Annotated in this window: 11 protein-coding genes and 1 pseudogene; 7 read left to right on the top strand and 5 right to left on the bottom strand. The window is 60.9% G+C overall.

The annotated features are described in order from the left end of the window. Positions 1–50 precede the first annotated feature (50 nt). Genes AC2444_RS35855 through AC2444_RS35845 form a run of 3 tightly spaced genes read right to left on the bottom strand, consistent with a single transcriptional unit; the run spans position 51 to position 5,537 of the window. A complete protein-coding gene (locus AC2444_RS35855; protein ID WP_003554713.1) occupies positions 51–3,350 on the bottom strand; it encodes an error-prone DNA polymerase in 3,300 nt (1,099 codons plus the stop codon). Continuing rightward, positions 3,347–4,858 carry a Y-family DNA polymerase gene (locus AC2444_RS35850; RefSeq protein ID WP_012760336.1) on the bottom strand — a complete coding sequence of 504 codons (1,512 nt, stop codon included), beginning with the start codon at positions 4,856–4,858 and terminating at the stop codon, positions 3,347–3,349. The genes AC2444_RS35855 and AC2444_RS35850 overlap by 4 nt, the downstream gene beginning before the upstream one ends. Beyond that, positions 4,779–5,537: an ImuA family protein gene (locus tag AC2444_RS35845; RefSeq protein WP_003554717.1), complete on the bottom strand. Its 759-nt coding sequence runs from the start codon at positions 5,535–5,537 to the stop codon at positions 4,779–4,781. The genes AC2444_RS35850 and AC2444_RS35845 overlap by 80 nt, the downstream gene beginning before the upstream one ends. A gap of 517 nt (positions 5,538–6,054) precedes the next feature. Here AC2444_RS35845 and AC2444_RS35840 point away from each other — a divergent pair. From AC2444_RS35840 to AC2444_RS35810, 7 genes are all read left to right on the top strand, one after another. Continuing rightward, positions 6,055–6,492: a DUF2231 domain-containing protein gene (locus AC2444_RS35840; protein WP_003554719.1), complete on the top strand. Its 438-nt coding sequence runs from the start codon at positions 6,055–6,057 to the stop codon at positions 6,490–6,492. After that, positions 6,492–8,069 carry a PQQ-dependent sugar dehydrogenase gene (locus AC2444_RS35835; protein WP_128405698.1) on the top strand — a complete coding sequence of 526 codons (1,578 nt, stop codon included), beginning with the start codon at positions 6,492–6,494 and terminating at the stop codon, positions 8,067–8,069. Before AC2444_RS35840 ends, AC2444_RS35835 begins: the two co-directional genes overlap by 1 nt. A gap of 230 nt (positions 8,070–8,299) precedes the next feature. Beyond that, complete coding sequence (locus AC2444_RS35830; protein ID WP_012760339.1) at positions 8,300–9,466, top strand: glycosyltransferase; 1,167 nt, start codon at positions 8,300–8,302, stop codon at positions 9,464–9,466. Between the two features lie 65 nt (positions 9,467–9,531). Next, positions 9,532–11,883, top strand: a complete 2,352-nt coding sequence (gene glf / locus AC2444_RS35825; RefSeq protein ID WP_128450101.1) for a UDP-galactopyranose mutase — start codon at positions 9,532–9,534, stop codon at positions 11,881–11,883. Then, positions 11,876–15,115, top strand: coding sequence for a glycosyltransferase (locus tag AC2444_RS35820; protein WP_012760341.1), 3,240 nt, complete (start codon positions 11,876–11,878; stop codon positions 15,113–15,115). The genes glf and AC2444_RS35820 overlap by 8 nt, the downstream gene beginning before the upstream one ends. Then, positions 15,112–17,403 carry a glycosyltransferase family 4 protein gene (locus AC2444_RS35815; protein ID WP_012760342.1) on the top strand — a complete coding sequence of 764 codons (2,292 nt, stop codon included), beginning with the start codon at positions 15,112–15,114 and terminating at the stop codon, positions 17,401–17,403. The genes AC2444_RS35820 and AC2444_RS35815 overlap by 4 nt, the downstream gene beginning before the upstream one ends. Positions 17,404–17,558: 155 nt before the next feature. Then, on the top strand, positions 17,559–18,425 hold the full coding sequence (locus tag AC2444_RS35810; RefSeq protein WP_012760343.1) for an SDR family oxidoreductase: 867 nt from the start codon (positions 17,559–17,561) through the stop codon (positions 18,423–18,425). Between the two features lie 66 nt (positions 18,426–18,491). Here AC2444_RS35810 and AC2444_RS35805 read toward each other — a convergent pair whose 3' ends face one another. Together AC2444_RS35805 and AC2444_RS35800 are read right to left on the bottom strand one after the other, a co-directional pair. Beyond that, positions 18,492–18,998, bottom strand: coding sequence for a YciE/YciF ferroxidase family protein (locus AC2444_RS35805; protein WP_003554734.1), 507 nt, complete (start codon positions 18,996–18,998; stop codon positions 18,492–18,494). 212 nt (positions 18,999–19,210) lie between these two features. Beyond that, positions 19,211–19,462 (bottom strand): annotated as a pseudogene (locus AC2444_RS35800) (DUF892 family protein); the annotation flags it as partial. Between the last annotated feature and the right edge of the window lie 47 nt (positions 19,463–19,509).

Raw genomic sequence — 19,509 nt, 5'->3', positions numbered from 1 at the left:
GAAAATCGCCTTCCAGTGCTTTGAAAATATGCCGAGCTTGCCACGCGGCTTCACCGGAAATCTCGGGCTTTGGGAAACGGGCTCGGCATAGTCTCCGGCTCGGGATAAGTTCCCTTATGCGGAGTTCGGCATAACGGAATGAAAATGTCCCTCGGCCTCGCGCCCGCCACCCTGTCGCGCGAATCCGGACTTCCGGGCGATCCATGCGCGAACTCGTCTCCCCTGCCCGTCGGGAGCCGGAACCCTGCGTCGCGCTCAGCCAGCCCGGAGAGATCGCCCGACAGATCGAAGGCTTGCTGGGCCACGAGATGAACGACGTCGCCTTCACGCTGAATTCTCCCATTGATCGCGATCATCGATGCCCCGAGGATGATACGGCGGCGCTGCTCGAAGAGCTTGGGCCAGACGACGACGTTGGCCGGACCGGTCTCGTCCTCGATCGTCATGAAGATGACGCCCTTGGCGCTGCCGGGTCTCTGCCGGACGAGGACCAGGCCAGCTGTCATCAACCAGCGACCATCCCGCGCGTTCATGGCTTGCGCGCAGGTGACGATCTGGCGCTCTGCCAAAGCTTTTCGAAGGAATGCGACGGGATGTTGGCGGAGCGTCAACCCGATGTGACTGTAATCCTGGACAACGTTGTGTCCATCCGTCATCTGGCGCAGAGCGACTTCGGGTTCCTGCTGCTCGGCGATCGCCCTCGCCTCGCGTTCCGAGGCGGCTGCAAAGAGCGGAAGAGGTTCGTCACGCAGAGCCTTAATCGCCCACAATGCGTCGCGCCGCTGAAGTCCCAGAGATGGCAGGAAGGCGTCGGCCTCGGCGAGTTCGACCAGAGAAGCCGCCGGGACCCCAGACCGTCGCCACATATCGTCAACGCTTTCGAACGGTTGGTCCATGCGAGCAGCCGCGACACGCGCGGCATCGGCGGCGGCAAGGCCGCGCACCATGCGCATTCCCAGGCGGACCGCGTGATGGTCGGTATCTCCGATACGCTCAAGCGTACAGTCCCACCGGGAATTGTTGATGCAGATCGGTCGGATCTCGACGCCATGGTTCCGAGCGCAACCGACGATCTGGGCCGCCGCGTAAAATCCCATCGGCTGCGAGTTCAGCAGCGCCGCGCAAAAGACGTCCGGACAGTGGCATTTCACATAGTTGGAGGCATAGGCGATCAAGGCGAACGACGCCGCATGGGATTCCGGGAAGCCATAACTGCCGAATCCCTCGAGCTGGCTGAAGGTCTTCTCGGCAAACTCGGCCGTGTAGCCGTTCCTGATCATGCCGGAGACGAGCTTGTCCTTGAAGCGCGAGACGCCGCCGGTGAACTTGAAGGTGGCCATCGACTTGCGAAGCTGGTCTGCCTCGCCGCCGGTAAATCCGGCGCAAACCATCGCCACCTTCATGGCCGACTCCTGGAAGAGCGGGACGCCGAGTGTCTTGCCGAGAACGGCTTCGAGTTCCGGCGTCGGGTAGACGACCCGCTCCTTGCCCTCCCGGCGGCGGAGATAGGGGTGCACCATATCGCCCTGAATCGGACCAGGCCGGACGATCGCGACCTGGATCACGAGGTCATAGAAGGTCCGCGGCTTCAGGCGCGGCAACATCGCCATTTGCGCCCTCGACTCGATCTGGAACGTGCCGAGGGTGTCGGCTTTCCTGATCATCGCGTATGTCGCCTGGTCCTCCTGAGGGATGGTGGCGAGATCAAGGTGCTCGTCCTTGTGTTCTTCGATGAGCGCGAAGGCCTTCGCCATGCAGGTCAGCATACCGAGCGCCAGGATGTCGACCTTCATGAATTTGAGCGCCTCGACGTCGTCCTTGTCCCACTCGATCACTTGCCGGTCAACCATTGCCGCGGGTTCGATCGGAACGAGATCGTCGAGGCGGTCGTGGGTCAGGACGAAGCCGCCTGGATGCTGTCCCAGATGCCGAGGAGCGCCCATGAGCTGCTGCGCAAGCCTAAGCGTCAGGGCGAGGCGGCGGTCTTGCGGGTTCAAGCCCTGATCACGAAGACTGCGATCACTGACCAGCTCTTCCGACCACGCCCACATGCCCGTTGACAGGGCCTTGATGAGGTCCTCAGGCAAGCCGAGCGCCTTGCCGACGTCGCGGATGGCACCCTTCGCCCTGTAACGGGTCACCGTCGAACAGAGAGCGGCCTTATCCTTCCCGTAGGTCTTGTAGATCCATTGGATGACCTCCTCCCTTCTTTCGTGTTCGAAGTCGACGTCGATGTCCGGCGGCTCGTCGCGCTCCTGGGAGACGAAGCGCTCGAACAGGAGATCGTTGGTCGAGGGGTCGATGCTGGTGATACCAAGGATGTAACAGACGGCCGAGTTCGCCGCCGAGCCCCGCCCCTGGCAAAGGATGCCTTGCGACCGGGCGAAGCGGACGATCGAGAAGACGGTCAGGAAGTATGGGGCGTATTTCATCGTCCGGATGAGATCGAGTTCGTGACGGACGATCTTGAGAACCTCCGGCGGCAGCCCTTCCGGATAGCGGTTGGGCACGCACTCCCAGACATAGTGCTCGAGGGATTCCTGCGGGGTCTTGTCCGGGAGGATCGCCTCCTCGGGATACTGGTAGGTCAGTTCCTCCAGCGAGAACCTGCAGCGGTCGACGATCTCCATCGTCCGGGCCAGCGCCTCGGGGTAGCGCGGGAACAGGCGCTCCATCTCCTCCGGCGGCTTTAGATATCTGTCCGCGTGGCGCTCGCGCTTGAAGCCGACGTCGTCGATGGTGGTATTGTTTCGAATGCAGGTGACGACGTCCTGAAGCTGCCGCCTGGAAGGATCGTGGAAGAGGACGTCGTTGGTGACGACTGTTCGCACGCGGTGCCTCATCGCCATGTTCGACAATTCGTGCAGCCTCAACTGGTCGTTCGGACGCCGCCGGAGGCAAAGCGAGACATATGCTCGGTCCTCGAATATCTCGGCCATCTTGCGAAGTTGGACGGCGCAGGTCTCGTCAGCTAGGTCGGGCACAAGGATTGCAAGCAGCCCCTCGGAGTAGAGAGCGACATCGTCGAGGTTCAAGATGCAGTTCGCCTTGCCGCCCCTGCCCTTGCCAAGCGTGAGGAGCCGGGTGAGCCGCGAATAGGCGCCGCGGTCCGTGGGATAAAGGAGAATCGACATGCCCTCCTGCAGATCCAGCCGACACCCAACAACGAGACGGACGCCTGTCGCGCGCGACGCCTCGAGCGCCCGGACGACCCCTGCCAGGCTGTTGCGATCGACAACGCCGAGAGCCTCGATGGCCAGTTCCCTGGCGGTAGAAAAGAGCTCGTCGGCGGAGGACGCGCCACGAAGGAAGCTGAAATGCGTCGTGACCTGGAGCTCGGCGTATCTCATCCGAATATCCCGTGTATGAACCACTTGTGGGAACCTGTTTCGGGATCGATGCCGTCGCCGGAGCGAAAGATCCAGTATCGTTCCCCGCTCTCGTTTTCGATGACGAAGTAGTCGCGCACAGCCTCGAATTCGCTGTCGCGCTTCCACCATTCGCCGAAGACCCGTTCCGGACCGTCCGCACGCTTGACGCGATGACGCTTACCGCGCCAGGTGATGCTGGCCGGCGGATGATCCGGCAGCAGGGCTATCGCCTCGATCCGATCCGGACGCGCAAACAGCCGCACCGGCCGTCGCCAATGGTGGACCCAATCTTCCGTCGCGTCCTCGCCGACCGCGGCGATACGCTGGACGCTGCGCTCCGGGACGTCGGAGGCGACCGGCGCGACCCGGTAGACGCGCTGGCCTCGGTTGCCGAGGACGTCGATCAGCGGTGTGATGTCGGCATCCTCGTCGTCGACAAGCGAGGACGCCTTCTGCTTCTCTTCAAGCGGTTCCGACATCACGGCGACGAGGGTCAGCCTTTCGATCCCGAAACCCGGCTCGATCGTCTGCGTCCGGTCGCGGAACAGTTTCGTCAACCAGGCGATGTCTCGCACCGGCTTGGCGGTTCCCGCTCTGATCGCCTGCCTGGTCCCATCGACCTTGTCGACGATAAGATCGGTCCGGCGGACGCCAAGACCCTTCCGTTGGAGTTCAGCGACGAGCTGAACAATCAGCCGGCCGACATACTTGTCGATCGTTTCCGCTGCACCGATCGGTTCGGCGAACGATCGAACGACCTCGACGAGTTCTGGGCTACGGATCGGATCTATTGGTTCGCGGACGCGACCGAACATCTGGTCGAGACGCCGTCCAATCTCCGGGCCGAAGCGAAGCGCCAAGGGAGCGCGCGGCGTCGCCGAGAGCTCGCCGATAGTCCGGAAGCCGAGCATGCGCAGATCGCCCACGATCTTCTCGGGTAGCCGCAGCAGAGAGATCGGAAGTCGCTCGACCGCCCGGATGGTCTCTCCACTCGGGACGATGACAGTTTCGCGATTGATGGCGCGGGCACATGCGTGAGCCGCGCCCCATGTGTCCGCAATGGCGACCCGTGCCGTCAGGCCCTTGGCGCGAAACCGATTGGCGATGCTCGTCAACATGCGCTCCTCGCCGCCCTGCAGATGGTCGGCGCCCTCCGTATCGATGACCATGCCGTCCAGCGCATCGACGGCGACGATCGGCGAATACTGCGTCAGCGCCCACATGGTGACGCGCTCGAGCGCCACGGCATCGGCGGCCGGATCGGCGTCGATCATCCGCAGGCCCTGGAGGATCGCCTGCGCCCTGGCGGCCGGCATGCCGACGTGGAGTCCGGCCTTCCTGGCCGCGGCGTCGGCGGCCGAGACCCAGCGCTTGGATCCGCTCTTCGAAATGACGGCGATCGGCTGCTCAACGGGAATGGCGGGATCGGCCCGCCTGATCCTGTCGGTCGACAGATCGGGAAAAAATATCGATACGACCCTTGGCATCGCAGGCTCCTACTTCGAACTCGGCACACTCACCCGCTTTCACCCTCATCAGTTCCAAAAACCACCTCGCCCGCCCGACGCCTGGAACCGGCAGCTCCTCACTCGGAATGACGCTCACCCTCCAGCGCGTGGTCGCGGCCGTCGGCTGCCCGAAGTCGCTGGCCTCGGTCTGCCGTCGCCACCGCCGCACCGCGAGCGCCATCGTGCCGGTCTTCTCGGCGGCAAGTTGCAGCCGGCGCGACGCCGCCATCGGCAGGCGGACGATCTCGCCAATCACCGCGCCGAGCCCGCCGTACGAGAGGCCCGCCTCCATGTTGGCAAGGACGTCCTCTTCCTTGTCGGACTCGACGAAGACCACCCGGTTCGGATGCAGCCCCGCCTGCGCCAGGGCCGGGAAGAACAGATCGGGACGTGTCAGGCACCAGACGATCTTGCCTTTCGTACGCGCGGCAATGCCGGCCACGAACAGGGCGGCGGCCGCGCCATCGACGGTGCCGGCCCCGCCGCCAGCGCATTCGTGCAGCGCCCCATGGGCCAATCCGCCGCCCGGAAGCCGCCCGTCGATCTGGGCCACGCCGAAAGGCAAAACGCCTCGCCTGCGCCGACTGGCGCTTTCCAGGTGCGCTATCTGCTCGCGCAGACCGTCGAGGATAGCGATTGGGGCGACGGCTGAGTTCATGATCTCCTTTAACGGCAACCCGTTTTCAGCTTGAGTAACAGCAATATGTTCTGTATCTGTTCTCAAGACGTAAATGAGTCAACGCGCATATGACGCGCTGAAGTTGAGCACGAGTGCGACGCAGAAAAATCGACAGCGGATTCAATCGGATGATGAGGAAGGAATATTTTCGGAGGCGCCGAACGCCGCTTGTGGACGATGGAGTTCAGGCCAGACATTGCGCCATATCACGACCGGCAAACTGTTATTCTCGAACGGGACGCCTGGGCCGATTGGCTCGATCCGGCCTTCTCGGCCAAGTCGCTGATCGAGCCCTGCCGCCCGGCCCGCTCTCCATCGAACAAGTCGGCTGAGCTGCAACCCGGCTGGCTAAGGAGCACTTTCTTCTTCGCTCTCTGCTGGGGCCGACCATGCTCTTTCAGGCGGGCAGTTCGTGCAGCACGCACCGTAACGGAACCATATGCTCTCGCCGCGGGTTGGATAGGCATCTCCCAGCTCTCAGTTTCACGGAGCATCCATGGCTATATCTTCTACAAGCAATCGAGACTCGGCCGCCTATCCGCTTCAGTCGCTCTTTGTCCCGTTTCCCTTCGTCTGCTTCACGCTCGCGCTTGCGACCGATATCGCTTTCTGGCAGACCGGCAATCTGATGTGGCAGAATTTCTCTGCATGGTTGCTGTTCGCTGGGCTTATGTTGGGCTCGCTTGCGATTCTGGCCGGATTGATGGATCTGATGCGTCGCCGCACGCGCCCTTTACGGCCGCCGTTCCTGTCCGCCCTCCTCTATCTAATCATACTGAGCCTCGCCTTTGCCAACAACCTTATCCATGCCGGCGATGGATGGACGGCCGTCGTCCCATACGGACTGATGCTTTCGGCCGTCACCTTTGTCTTGTGCCTGGTGGCCGCGGCAATTTCCGCCCGCAAATATGCCAGACTGGCCTGGAGGATATGATGAAGAAGTCCCAGATTCTCGGCGCTTCGGTTCTGTCGATATCTGTCGGCGTCGGTCTTGCGGCTTACGCCCAGAGCGGAGATTTTGACATCTCTCAGCAGATCGGACCGAACCCCGTGCTCCCAGATCCAGCCCCTTCCCTGCTGCCTGATCTGAAGGTAGCGGAGGTCGTTGGCTGGAAGGATGGTGAGACGCCGGCCGCACCGAACGGTTTGACGGTCACTGCTTATGCCAAGGACCTCGCCAATCCAAGGACAGTCCACACCTTGCCGAACGGCGACGTACTGGTAGTTCAGGCGCGTGGCCCGTCAGGCGAACCGGCCTCCCGGCCGAAGGATTTGATCAGAGGCTGGATCATGTCCATCGCTCATGGCGACGGCGGCGAGCAGAAGGAAAGCAACATCATCACACTGCTGCGTGACGCCAACCGCGACGGCAAGGTGGATGAGAGGCACGATCTGCTGAAGAAACTCGATTCGCCGTTCGGCGTCGCCTGGGTCGACAACACGCTCTATGTCGCCTCGACGTCCGCCATTCTCGCCTACCCCTATGAACTTGGGCAGAATGAAATCACCGCCCAACCGAAAACCATCACGCCCCTGCCCGGTGGTCCGATCAATCATCATTGGACCAAGGATCTGGCGCTCAGCCCCGATGGGCAGATGCTCTACGTTTCGGTCGGCTCGAATTCCAATGTCGTCGAGAATGGGCTTGAAGCAGAAAAGGGCCGTGCAGCGATCTGGCAGGTCGACCGGCACACCGGCGCGGCGCGCGTCTTCGCCTCAGGTCTGCGCAATCCGAACGGCCTCGCCTTCAACCCTGAGACAGGTTCGCTCTGGACGGTCGTCAATGAGCGCGACGAACTCGGTCCGAACCTCGTTCCCGATTACATGACCTCGGTTAAGGAAGGCGGCTTCTACGGCTGGCCCTGGAGCTATTACGGCAACCATGTCGATGCGCGCGTGCATCCGCCGCGTCCGGACATGGTCGAAAGGGCGACGCCACCGGATTATGCCCTGTCGAGCCATGTCGCGGCCCTTGGATTGGCCTTCTCGATGAATTCAGCGCTGCCGGCCGCCTACGCCAATGGCGCCTTCATCGGAGAGCACGGCAGCTGGAACCGGGACAGCTTCAATGGCTACAAGGTGGTGTACGTACCATTCGAGGCCGGGAAGCCATCCGGCAAGGCGCAGGACGTCGTCACGGGCTTTATCCAGGACGACCAAGCGAAGGGACGGCCGGTCGGAGTCGGGATCGACGGGACGGGAGCTCTGCTCGTCGCAGATGACGCCGGCAACACCGTCTGGCGCGTTGCTTCGTCCGACGGCAAGATTACGCCGCAGCCCATCGGCACGGACCAGGTTTCGGCAAATCGGCAAGTCTCGACTGATGCGACGGCGGGCGGGACCGCCGATATGAATCCTGGCATCGGAACCGAAAGGACGGGTTCGACCCCTCAATCGCAGATGCCGGCAGCCCCGGCAGATGAACGCCCGACCGACCAGAAACCCCTTCCCGGACAAGCGGATAAATCCCAGCCTGCGCAAATGCAGATCGCCCCTGCAGGTGGTCCATGAAGAGATTTTGTCGGGTTTAAATCACTTCTCGCCATGTTTTCGTGGTGACTGGCCGACATCAAGAAATTTCCTGAGGTCACCATCGCGCAGTGGCCATTTCCGCGCGCTTTTCTATCGGCGATCGTTAGCCGCCGCATGTTCAACATGGGGCGAAGGCGCATTTAAGTGAGGGGTTCACGGCAAATGAGATGCAAACTTAGATCGGCTTCCAACGCGGGACTTCAACGAAAATGGTTGCGATGCAAGCACCAAACATACCACGCCGAATAGTTGTCATCAGCGACTTCCAGAACGGCGATTGGCGCGACGCCCAATTCAAGACGATAGCCTGGTTTCGGCAGCAATGGTTGTCGGGAAATCGCGGGCCTCTCCCAGAGATGACCGTCACCCCGAGACAGAACGTCGAGGTCGTGGGGGGCTACATCGAGCGGCTCCCTCTTGCAGCTCTCAAAGGAGGCCTTGCCGACCGCGCCGAAATTTGGACCCACAGCCGAGGTGCATCGCCAAAGATGCATCGGCCCGATGGCAGTCCGTTCTTGACGCGCCGGTCGTTCCAGATGAATGGGCCTGAAGCGCCATTCGCATCAAATGATATGCTGGGCCATATCGAGGCTTTCGGACCACCGTCAATCTTGTGCGTATGGGGCCTTGGCGTTAGCGAAGACATATTGCTGGCCTGCCCCGACAGTTTCAAAATTTACAATTCGATCGACGCACCGGCGTTGCGCGTGCCATCTGAGGTGAGCCGCCATTTCGACCTTATTCTCACCGGCGCCGCCTGGCAGTCGGAAGCAGTGCGCGTTTTATATCCCGACAAGCGCGTCGCCGTTATGCCGATTGGACCGGAGTTTGCTTCTGAGGTAACGTTCAGGCCTCTGGGTCTGGAAAAGATCTATGACGTGATCTACGTCGCTGCTGCTCAGGCTTACAAGCGGCATGACATTCTGTTCAACGCGCTGAGCCAACTGCCCCGTTCGCTGCGTGCATTGTGCGTCTGCGGCTATGGCGAGATGATGGAAGCGCTACGCCGGCACGCAGGAGAACTCAACATCGACGTCGATTTCATCGATCCGCCCGGTGTACCATTTGCCGAAGTGAACAGGCTTATGAACCAGGCCCGGATCGGCGTCGTTTGCGGCGTCGATGATGGCGCGCCGGCCATTTTGACGGAGTATATGCTGGCTGGAATACCCGTTCTTGCAAACAGTGAGCTGAGGTGCGGACTGCAATACATCACGCCGAAGACGGGGCGCGCTGCCTCGGCCGATGAATTTCACGCGGGTATCCGCGACATGCTTGGAGGGCTGCAAAGCTTCGATCCACGTCAGGTCGTCTTGGATAACTGGACATGGCCGCATAGCCTCCGGACGCTCAAGAGCCTTATCGAGATAACTTAGCCAAATTGATTGGAACATTCGCCGCAATCGCAGGTTCGGGGGCCATCGTGGTTGCGAGGTGTTTGATGAACCTGCTGAGTTCTGTGCCGTTGTCCGGCTGCGGTTTGCCGCAAGACGCTCCGCTCATTTGCTTCTCGCATCTTCGATGGGATTTTGTGCTCCAGAGGCCCCAGCATCTGATGCAGCGATTCTCGCGGGAGCGCCCAGTGTTCTTCTTTGAGGAATTCATCCCGACCGACCATCCTCTTGCCTATCTGGAGATCCATCCGTTCGAGGGGACAAGCGTCAAGGCGGTCCGTCCGCGCATTCCAAATGGGTGGAGCGAGGCCGAGCGTGAAGCCGCTCTTGGCAAACTGCTTGACGAACTCATCACGCTGTATGGCGGAAAGCGCCCGATCCTTTGGTTCTACACCCCGTTGATGTTTGCTTTCGCCCGGCATGTCGATGCGGTGGTGGTGGTCTACGACTGCATGGACGAATTGGCGAACTTCAAGTTCGCGCCCGCCAACCTCAAGGCCTCCGAACAGACGTTGATTGCCGCCGCCGACGTCGTCTTCACTGGTGGGATAAGCCTGTATGAAGCGAAACGTGACCAGCACGACAACATCCACCCATTTCCATCCGGCGTCGATAGCCATCACTTCCGCACGGCGCGGAACGCCTTGCCGGAACCCTGGGACCAAGTCGATATTCCTCATCCACGCCTTGGCTACTACGGCGTCATCGACGAGCGGCTCGATCTGGATCTGATCGAAAGCGCAGCTGCGGCGCGGCCCGGCTATTCCTTCATCTTCCTCGGGCCGATCGTGAAGATTTCACCGGATGATTTGCCGCGAGCAGCCAACATCCACTATCTCGGTCAGAAAGCCTATGGCGATCTGCCGGCCTACCTTTCGGGTTGGGAGGCGACGCTTATGCCATTTGCGCTGAACGATGCCACCCGATTTATCAGTCCGACGAAAACTCCTGAATACCTCGCCGCGGGCCGGCCGATCGTCGGAACCAAGATTGTCGACGTGGTCCGCGGGTATGGCGATGTGCCAGGCGTCTTCCTGGCCAATGACCCACAAGCCTTTACGGAGGCCTGCGATGCTGCCCTTCATATTTCCCGCAATGATCAGACATGGCTGCAAGCCGTCGATGAAATTTTAGCCCGATCATCCTGGGAGACAACCTTCCGTAGGATGTCGGCGCTTGTCGAAGAGGCCGCAGCGCAGAAAGTTCTGTCCCCTGGCCTGCCCCAAAGATTTTCCGTTCGCACCCTACGGCCCGCGCCGGGAAGCTATGACTATCTGATCGTCGGTGCAGGATTTGCCGGCTCGGTGCTGGCGGAACGCCTTGCTTCAGATGGTGGGAGGAAGGTACTTGTTTGCGACAAGCGGCCTCATATCGGCGGAAACGCCTACGATCACTACGATGAAGCCGGGATCCTCGTCCATAAATATGGCCCGCACATTTTCCACACCAATAGCGAGGATGTGGTTGCCTATCTCTCGCGCTTCACGGCATGGCGTCCCTACGAGCATCGCGTGCTTGCACAGGTCGGCGCCCTGCGGCTTCCCATCCCCATCAACCGCACAACGCTGAACGCGCTCTATGGCCTCGACCTGACGGACGAATTCGCGGCCGCACGCTTCCTGGCCGACCGGGCGGAACCCTGCGACCCCGTGATAACATCACGAGACGTCGTCACATCTCAAATCGGCTCTGGGCTTTATCGCACTTTCTTCGAAGGCTACACGCGCAAGCAATGGGGCCTTGATGCCTCGAAGCTCGACAAGTCCGTCACCGCACGAGTGCCGACCCGCACCGATACCGACGATCGCTATTTCCTCGACCGCTTCCAGGCCATGCCGCGTGATGGATACACGCGCATGTTCGAACGCATGCTCGACCATGAAAACATAACGGTCATGGTCGGCACGGATTTCGCCGATCTGAAGCAGGATGGGCCGGCCAGCCACACGATCTTTACTGGGCCCATCGACGAGTATTTCGGCCATTGTTTGGGTCGGCTGCCATATCGCAGTCTGGAATTCCACCATGAAACGCACGACGTAAGACGGCTACTGCCGGTAGCCGTTATCAACTATCCATCCGAGGAGGTGCATTACACGCGCGTGACTGAATACAAGCATCTGACCGGCCAGGTTCACCCAAAGACGAGCATCAGCTATGAATATGCCCGTGCAGACGGCGATCCCTATTATCCGATCCCCTGCCCTGAGAACCAGGCACTTTATAGACGATACGAGCTTCTCGCCCGCGCGCTGACCAACGTGACATTCGTCGGGCGGCTGGGAACCTACAAATATTACAATATGGATCAAGTCGTCGGCCAAGCACTGGCGACCTACCGACGCCTGAAGCTCCGGGATGAGGCCGGCAAGGCGTTTGCCGGCGCGCGGCATGAATAGGAGGCCGCACATCCTACTGGCGACCGACAGTGCAGAACCGTCCGGGATGGGCGAACACATGCTTGCTCTCGGGCGGGCTTTGAGCGAACGGTGGGATGTCACAATAGCCCTGTTGACCGAGGACAGGACCGGTTTGTTGCCGCGGGCTGCGCGCCACGGAATTGGCATCAAGCTAAGCGAAGATGCGGGCGTATTCCAGCAGTGGTTGGCGCGATCCAGTATTGATCTTCTGCACGTTCATGCGGGAATCGGATGGGAGGGACACCGCCTAGCCGCCGCCGCGGATGCCCTGGCAATCCCGATCATCCGCACCGATCATTTGCCATATCTGCTCACCGATCCTGATCAGATCGAGCTCTACCGGCGCGAGACCGGGAGGCTGTCGCATCACATCGTCGTTTCCGAAGCCTCGCGTGAAAGCTTCTGCGATGCAAACGTCGCGCCGTCGCGTTTGACAGTCGTGCGCAACGGCATCTTTCCACTTTCGCCTGCGCGAGCAGCGGCTGAACTAAGGCGAGCGCTCGACCTGGTGGATAAAACCGTGCTGCTGACGGTCGCCCGCTTCACCGAGCAGAAGGATCACGTGTCGCTTGTCCGCGCCTTGCCGAACATACTTGGAACTCACCCCAAAGCGGTGTTGCTTTTTGTCGGATCGGGTCCAGAAGAAGATCGTGTCCAAACCCTGGCGGAAGATTTAAAAGCCTTTGGTCACGTTCGCTTTCTGGGGCACCGGGCGGATGTTGCGGAGATCATGGCGATCGCCGATCTCTTCGTGCTTCCCTCGCTCTTCGAAGGCCTTCCACTCGCGGTTCTCGAGGCGATGTCGCTTGCCGTCCCCGTGGTCGCGACGAGGATCGGCGGAACCGTCGAGGCACTGGGCGGTGATCATCCCTATTTCGCGGAGCCCGGCAACCCAGCGTCGATCACCGCTGTCGTCAATCAGGCATTGAGCGATCCCCATCTAAAGGCCACCGGCAGAGTCGGCCACGCGCGTTTCGAGCGCAACTTTTCCGCCCGCCGAATGGCTGATGAGACCGGCGCCGTCTACGAGCGGTTCCTCACCCCACATGCGGATCAAAAACAAAAGGATACCGAGATGCGAAAAACGCGGCTGGGCTTCATCGGCGTGGGTGGCATCGCCCATCGGCACCTTGATATCCTAACCGGCTTCGACGACGTCGAACTCGTCGCCTTTGCCGACCTGGACCTTCCCCGTGCGGATGCGGCGGCAATGCGCTTTGGCGCCCGCTCTTTCAGCCATCACCGTGAAATGCTCGACACGCAACGGCTCGACGCGGTCTACATCTGCATTCCGCCTTTCGCCCATGGCGAGCCGGAACAGGACCTCATTGACCGCAACATTCCATTCTTTGTCGAAAAGCCAGTCACGCTCGATCTGGCGCTGGCGGAAGAGATCGCAGCCGGCGTGTCGAAGGCCAGCTTGATTACTGGCGTTGGCTATCACTGGCGTTATCTCGATATCGTCGATGAAGCCCGAAGCCTGCTGGCGGATAACCCAGCGCAACTGCTGTCGGGATACTGGCTGGATTCCACGCCTCCCCCGCAGTGGTGGTGGAAGAAGGATCAATCCGGCGGCCAGATGGTTGAGCAGGCGACGCATCTCCTTGATCTCGCGCGCTTCCTCGTGGGCGAGGTCACCGACGTATACGGCCGGGCGGGATACAAGGAAAGGGTGGAATTTCCCGGCCTCGATGTGCCGACGGTCACGACAGCTAGCCTGACCTTCGAAACGGGCGTGGTCGCCAATATCGCCGCGAGCTGCCTTCTCGGCTGGAGCCACCGCGTCGGCTTGCACATCTTCGCCGACCGACTGGCGATCGAATTGACCGATCGCGACATCATGGTGGATGTTGGAAGAGGACGCCCAGTGCGAAGCGCCGATGGCGATCCGGTATGGCGCGAAGACCGCGATTTCATCGACGCCGTCCGGGGTGGTGAAAACCGCATTCGCTGCCCGTATGGTGATGCTCTAGCCACCCACCGGCTTGCGGTGGCCGTCGTATCTTCGGCACGCAGCGGGGAGCCGGTACACCTCGACGCCCCGGCTCTAAAGCGAAGCGAGCTATCGCCCTTGCTGGCGCAACCACGTGCCGAGATGTCTCAAGAACCGCGGCCTGGGCACCGCAAAATCCGCTCGCTCGGCATCGAGGCGCCGGGCCGAGCCTATTTCTTGGAATACGAGGAAGGCCCGCCCGCCGATGGACATGTGCGGCTCGACACGCTCTATACCGGTCTTTCCGCTGGGACGGAGCTGACGTTCTTGAAGAACACCAACCCCTATTTCCGCGCGCGCTTTGATGGCGAACGCGGCGTCTTCATCGAAAACGAGCCGGACCTTAACTATCCAGTGCCTTTCCTCGGGTACATGGAGGTCGCACGCGTTTCGCAATCGCGCGCGCGCGGCTTTGCCGATGGCGAGTTGCTCGCGGCAAGCTACGCGCACAAGACTGGGCACACTGCCGACCCCTCACACGATCTTCTTGTCATGCTGCCGCCGGACCTCGATCCGCTGCTCGGCGTCTTTGTCGCGCAGATGGGACCGATCGCCGCCAACGGCATCCTCCATGCCGACGCGGAAGCATTTGGCGCAACCGTGCCCGCACTCGGCGCGGGCGTTTGCGGGCGAACGGTAATCGTCCTCGGCGCGGGTACCGTGGGTTTGATGACGGCGCTTTTTGCCCGTTCGCTCGGCGCATCGGACATCGTGATCACAGATCCCTCCGAATTTCGCCGCGGCAAGGCGGAGGCGATGGGATTGATGGCGATGGCCGAGGATCAAGCCTGGCAGCATGCCAAGGCGCGCTGGCACGACGGCACCATGGGACGCGGCGCGGATGTAGCGTTTCAGACGCGCGCTCATGCGGGTAGCCTGCACACGGCGCTCAAGGCCTTGCGCCCACAAGGCACCGTGATCGATCTTGCCTTTTACCAGAACGGGGCCAGCTCATTGCGGCTGGGGGAAGAATTCCATCACAACGGCCTGAACATCCGCTGCGCGCAAATCAACCGCGTCCCCCGCGGGCTCGCCCCACGGTGGGACCGTCGAAGGCTTGCAGGCGTAACGCTCGACCTCTTGAAGACGGAAGGTGCGGCGATCCGCGAGCACATGATCACTCACATCGTGCCCATCGACGAAGCGCCTGCTTTCCTCGTCGATCTGATCGAGAACCGGCCGGAATTCCTCCAGGTTATATTCAAGGTCGGCGAATGACGGTTGAACCATCTCCCCTGCGGATCCTTTTCGTTTTCGCCTGGCTGGTCGTCGGGGGCGAGGAGACGGAAGTCCGGCTGCTTGCCAAGAATCTCGACCGCCGTCGCTATCGCCTCGACGTCGTGGCCTGCTTCCGGAAACCCGGCATGCCAGAGCAAACACACCGGCAGCTTCGAGGGCTGGGGATCGATGTCGATACGACGCCCTACGAATTGTCCTTCGAGGATACGGTAAAATATCTCGCCGGTAAAATCTCGGGTTACGACATTGTCGTTTCCTGTCAGAACGTAGCGGACATCTATCCGGCATTGGAGCGACTGCATCTTCGCCCGCCCCTCATTGAACATGGCGGGCTGGTCTCAGAGGCCTTGGCCGGCCCCAAACATCTGACGGCGCGTTATGTGGGCGTGTGCCGCACGATCCGTGACGCGGCCGCGTCACGAATGCCCGGGCGCGACCGTCATGCCTTGGAAATCCCCTCGATGATCGATCTCTCGGCCTTCGATCCGGCACATCGGGAGCGGGCACGAGCGGGTCTCGGGATCGCGACAGATGAGGTTCTCATCGGTTGGGTCGGCCGGCTCGATCCCAAAAAGAACGTCGAGGATTTTATCGAGGCCGCCGCGCTGGTTCATGCCACCACGAAAAGTGCACGGTTCGTTATTGTCGGAGGGCCGGATGCCTTCCAGCCGGAATATGCCGTGCAGCTCAAAGCCCTGACCACCCGGCACGGGCTCGATGGAACGCTTCAGTTTCTCGGCGACCGGAGTGATATCCCGCCCCTGCTTGCCGCATTCGATATATTCGTTTGGCTGTCATCCGGCGAAGGCATGCCGCATGTTATCGCCGAGGCCGGGGCAGCCTCCCTCCCGGTGATTGCGACGCCTGACAACGGTGCCATGCAGCAGATCGATGACGGGCTGTCCGGTGTCTTCGTGCCCCATCGCAGTCCAGGCATAGTCGCGAACAATATCATCGCGCTTATCGAGTCTCCCGCGCGCCGTCACGCACTCGGCACCGCCCTGCGACGGAAGGTCGAGATGGACTACTCCGTCGAGGCAGTGCTGCCGCGGTGGGAGCGACTTCTAGCGGATGTCCATCGAGAGCGAAAGGCAGCGCGTCCTACAGGTCTGTTCCAATCATTCCTGCAAGGCGGTTTCGAATGTTCGAGCCATCGGCTCCGGCCAAGAAACGGTCAGACGCAGGGCAATCGACTCGACTTAATCGCCGCGACTGGTCATGATCGCCATGCCGAGACGGACTATCGCCAACTTCAAGGCTTCGGACTCACCACTGTTCGCGATGGCTTCCGATGGCACCTGATTGAAAAAAATGGCCGATACGACTGGTCGAGCATCCGTCCGATGCTCCAGGCGGCTAAGCTAACGAAGACCCAAGTTGTCTGGGATCTCCTGCATTATGGCTGGCCCGACGATCTCGACATCTGGTCGCCGCGCTTCGTCGATCGCTTCGCGCGGTTCGCACGTGCTTGCGCCGAGTTGGTCCGCGAGGAGAGCGACGGCATTCCGTTTTATTGCCCTGTCAACGAGATCTCGTTTTTCTCATGGGGCGGTGGTGACGTCGGCTATTTGAACCCATTTGCCAATGGGCGCGGATTCGAACTCAAGGTGCAGATGGCACGCGCCGCCATCGCGGCGATGGATGCCATCATCTCAGTGGATGCCCGGGCCCGCTTCGTGCACTGCGAGCCGGTGATCAATGTCGTCGCGGACCCGTCGCGTCCCCACGATGCGCATACCGCCGAAGGACATCGCCAATCGCAGTTCCAGGCCTGGGACTTGATTGGCGGAAGGATGTGGCCACAGATCGGAGGCGGCGAACGCTATCTTGATATCCTCGGTGTGAATTACTATTCCAATAACCAGTGGATTCACGGCGGTCGGCCGATCGACGTTGGGCATCCGCTTTATAAGCCCCTCAGCCGAATTCTGGTCGAAACGTTCGCGCGCTACGGCAAGCCGATGCTTATTGCCGAGACCGGCATCGAGGATGACCGTCGCGCATCCTGGTTGGACTACGTCGCCGACCAAGCTCTGGACGCGATCCGCTCGGGCGTGCCGTTGGAAGGTTTGTGCCTTTATCCGATCGTCAATCATCCTGGCTGGGATGATGATCGGCCTTGCGCGAACGGCCTCCTCTCCGCCGATGTCGCCCAGGGAGGACGGGCGCCATTTGCTCCCTTGGTTGCTGCGATACGCGAACGAGCAAAAGAGTTCGCAAGCTTTGGGCAGCATCCTATTGGCGGCGCGAAAGCTAGTGACACCTGAACGCGTCTAGCGGCCGGCATGCAAGATCGAAGCGCGCCAGGCCGCCATCATTTCCGCGAACACGACACTTCCGACCGCGGCTCCAAGAAAAGTTGCCGGGAACCCTTACCGCTTCTTGATGTTTGCCTCTCGCAACCATCAAGGAGATCATGACGATGACCGACGACACGCTCCGCCCGACACCGCCCTATCCTGCGCAACAACAAGAGCCGCCGGGCCAGACAGCGGCCATGCGGCCCGTGCCAGACCATGGTGAGAAATCCTACAGGGGAAACGGAAAGCTCGAAGGCAAGACTGCTCTTATTACGGGTGCGGATTCGGGCATTGGCAAAGCCGTGGCGATCGCCTTTGCTCGGGAGGGCGCCGATGTGGTCATCTCGTATTTAAGCGAGGACGAGGACGCCAATGATACCGCGAAATGGGTGAAGCACGCAGGCCGCAAAGCTGTTGTAATCCCCGGCGACATCAAGTCGGAGGATCACTGCAAGATGCTCGTGCAGCGGACCGTCGATGAGTTGGGCGGTATCGACATCTTGGTGAACAATGCCGCCTTTCAGCGCACCTATGCCGACATCGCCGATATCGATGCCGAAGAGTGGGACGAGACCTTTCGCACAAACATCTACGCACCGTTCTTTCTCGCGAAGGCGGCAATCCCACACATGGCGCGCGGCAGTGCCATCATCAACACCACGTCCATCCAGTCGCGCCAGCCGTCACCCCAGCTGCTAGCTTACGCCTCAACGAAAGGGGCTATTTCCAACTTCACGGCGGGACTTGCCGAGATGCTCGGTGAACGAGGCATTCGCGTCAACGCGGTCGCGCCCGGCCCCATCTGGACGCCGCTCATTCCGTCGACGATGCCGGCCAAAAAAGCTGCGAAATTTGGAGAAAATACCCTTATCGGGCGGGCTGGACAGCCCGCGGAACTTGCCGGCGCCTACGTACTTCTCGCTTCGGATCTCGGCAGCTACATGACCGGAGCCGTCATCCCGGTGACCGGCGGGGAAATCATGATCTGATCACGGCGGCAGAGATAGGAAAAGGCCGCCAGCGATGACGGCCTTTTTGCATCATCGTCGAGCCGCCTAGGCCGCCCTCTTGCCCTTGGCGTTTGCAGAGGCCTGTGCGAGCTGGGTCAACTTCTTGTCGGTCGCTACTTCCTCGGCAAGGTTTGCCTGAAGCAGCGGAACGGCATCCTTGAGGCCGAGCTGGTTTGCCCAAGCGATGAGGGTGCCATAACGGGCGATCTCGTAGTGTTCGACGGCCTGAGCCGAAGAGATGAGACCGGCGTCAAGCGCCGGCGACCCCTTGAACTCTTCCATGATCTCTTCACCCTCGGCGATGATGCCCTGGATCGCTTCACAGGTCTTGCCGCGTGCCGGCTTGCCGAGAAGCTCGAATACCTGATCCAGGCGTTCGATCTGCGCCTGAGTTTCGTCGCGGTGCTGCAGGAAACCTGCCTTGCCTTCCTCGGACTGGGCGGCGCGGGCCATTTTCGGCAGCGCCTTCAGGATCTGCTTTTCCGCGAAATAGATGTCCTTGAGTGTATCAAGGAAAAGGTCATCAAGGGTTTTGGTGGTGTTGGTCGCCATGTTTAAACCTCCTGTGGCATGGGCTTGCGCGGGGTAAACGCCGCGTCGTCATGATCGTTCCTCTCCGACATGCATCGGCGCTCCGTTGCCGGAGCGCCGTCTCTTTCCGGCCAAGGAAGAGAGGCCGATCAGCGATACTGCTAGTCCGACTTCAAGAGACGCCGGGCCGATCCGCTGGTATTTAACCACGCCGGACGATCGTTGTTCCCACAGACCTTGGCTTTCTCGCCAGCTTCGCGACGAAAGGAACTTGGTTGTCACGGAGACAATATTTTCATCAAGCCACCGTGCCGTCGCCTTCTCTTCAGCAAGGTTCGCCTCAAGGGCGCCAGTTGCTGCGCCGTGGCCGCCGGCTTCGGCGACAGTCAACAGCGACTTGTAAGCCGCCATTTCGAAATTCTCGCAGCGAAGTTCGCGAAAGAGGTCTTCAGGATTTCGCCGACGGCTATTGTATGGCCCATCGAGCCGCACCTCATATCGACACCGGCCCCACCTTTTGAGCATGCGCGGG

The organism is Rhizobium sp. WSM1328 (genome assembly GCF_057653715.1).
Note: the sequence above shows the minus strand (reverse complement) of the source record. Positions and strands in the feature narration are given on the sequence as shown.

Coding starts and splice junctions, on each gene's coding strand:
- AC2444_RS35855 (WP_003554713.1), bottom strand. CDS start 3,350: ATGAGATACGCCGAGCTCCAGGTCACGACGCATTTCAGCTTCCTTCGT.
- AC2444_RS35850 (WP_012760336.1), bottom strand. CDS start 4,858: ATGCCAAGGGTCGTATCGATATTTTTTCCCGATCTGTCGACCGACAGG.
- AC2444_RS35845 (WP_003554717.1), bottom strand. CDS start 5,537: ATGAACTCAGCCGTCGCCCCAATCGCTATCCTCGACGGTCTGCGCGAG.
- AC2444_RS35840 (WP_003554719.1), top strand. CDS start 6,055: ATGGCTATATCTTCTACAAGCAATCGAGACTCGGCCGCCTATCCGCTT.
- AC2444_RS35835 (WP_128405698.1), top strand. CDS start 6,492: ATGAAGAAGTCCCAGATTCTCGGCGCTTCGGTTCTGTCGATATCTGTC.
- AC2444_RS35830 (WP_012760339.1), top strand. CDS start 8,300: ATGGTTGCGATGCAAGCACCAAACATACCACGCCGAATAGTTGTCATC.
- glf (WP_128450101.1), top strand. CDS start 9,532: ATGAACCTGCTGAGTTCTGTGCCGTTGTCCGGCTGCGGTTTGCCGCAA.
- AC2444_RS35820 (WP_012760341.1), top strand. CDS start 11,876: ATGAATAGGAGGCCGCACATCCTACTGGCGACCGACAGTGCAGAACCG.
- AC2444_RS35815 (WP_012760342.1), top strand. CDS start 15,112: ATGACGGTTGAACCATCTCCCCTGCGGATCCTTTTCGTTTTCGCCTGG.
- AC2444_RS35810 (WP_012760343.1), top strand. CDS start 17,559: ATGACCGACGACACGCTCCGCCCGACACCGCCCTATCCTGCGCAACAA.
- AC2444_RS35805 (WP_003554734.1), bottom strand. CDS start 18,998: ATGGCGACCAACACCACCAAAACCCTTGATGACCTTTTCCTTGATACA.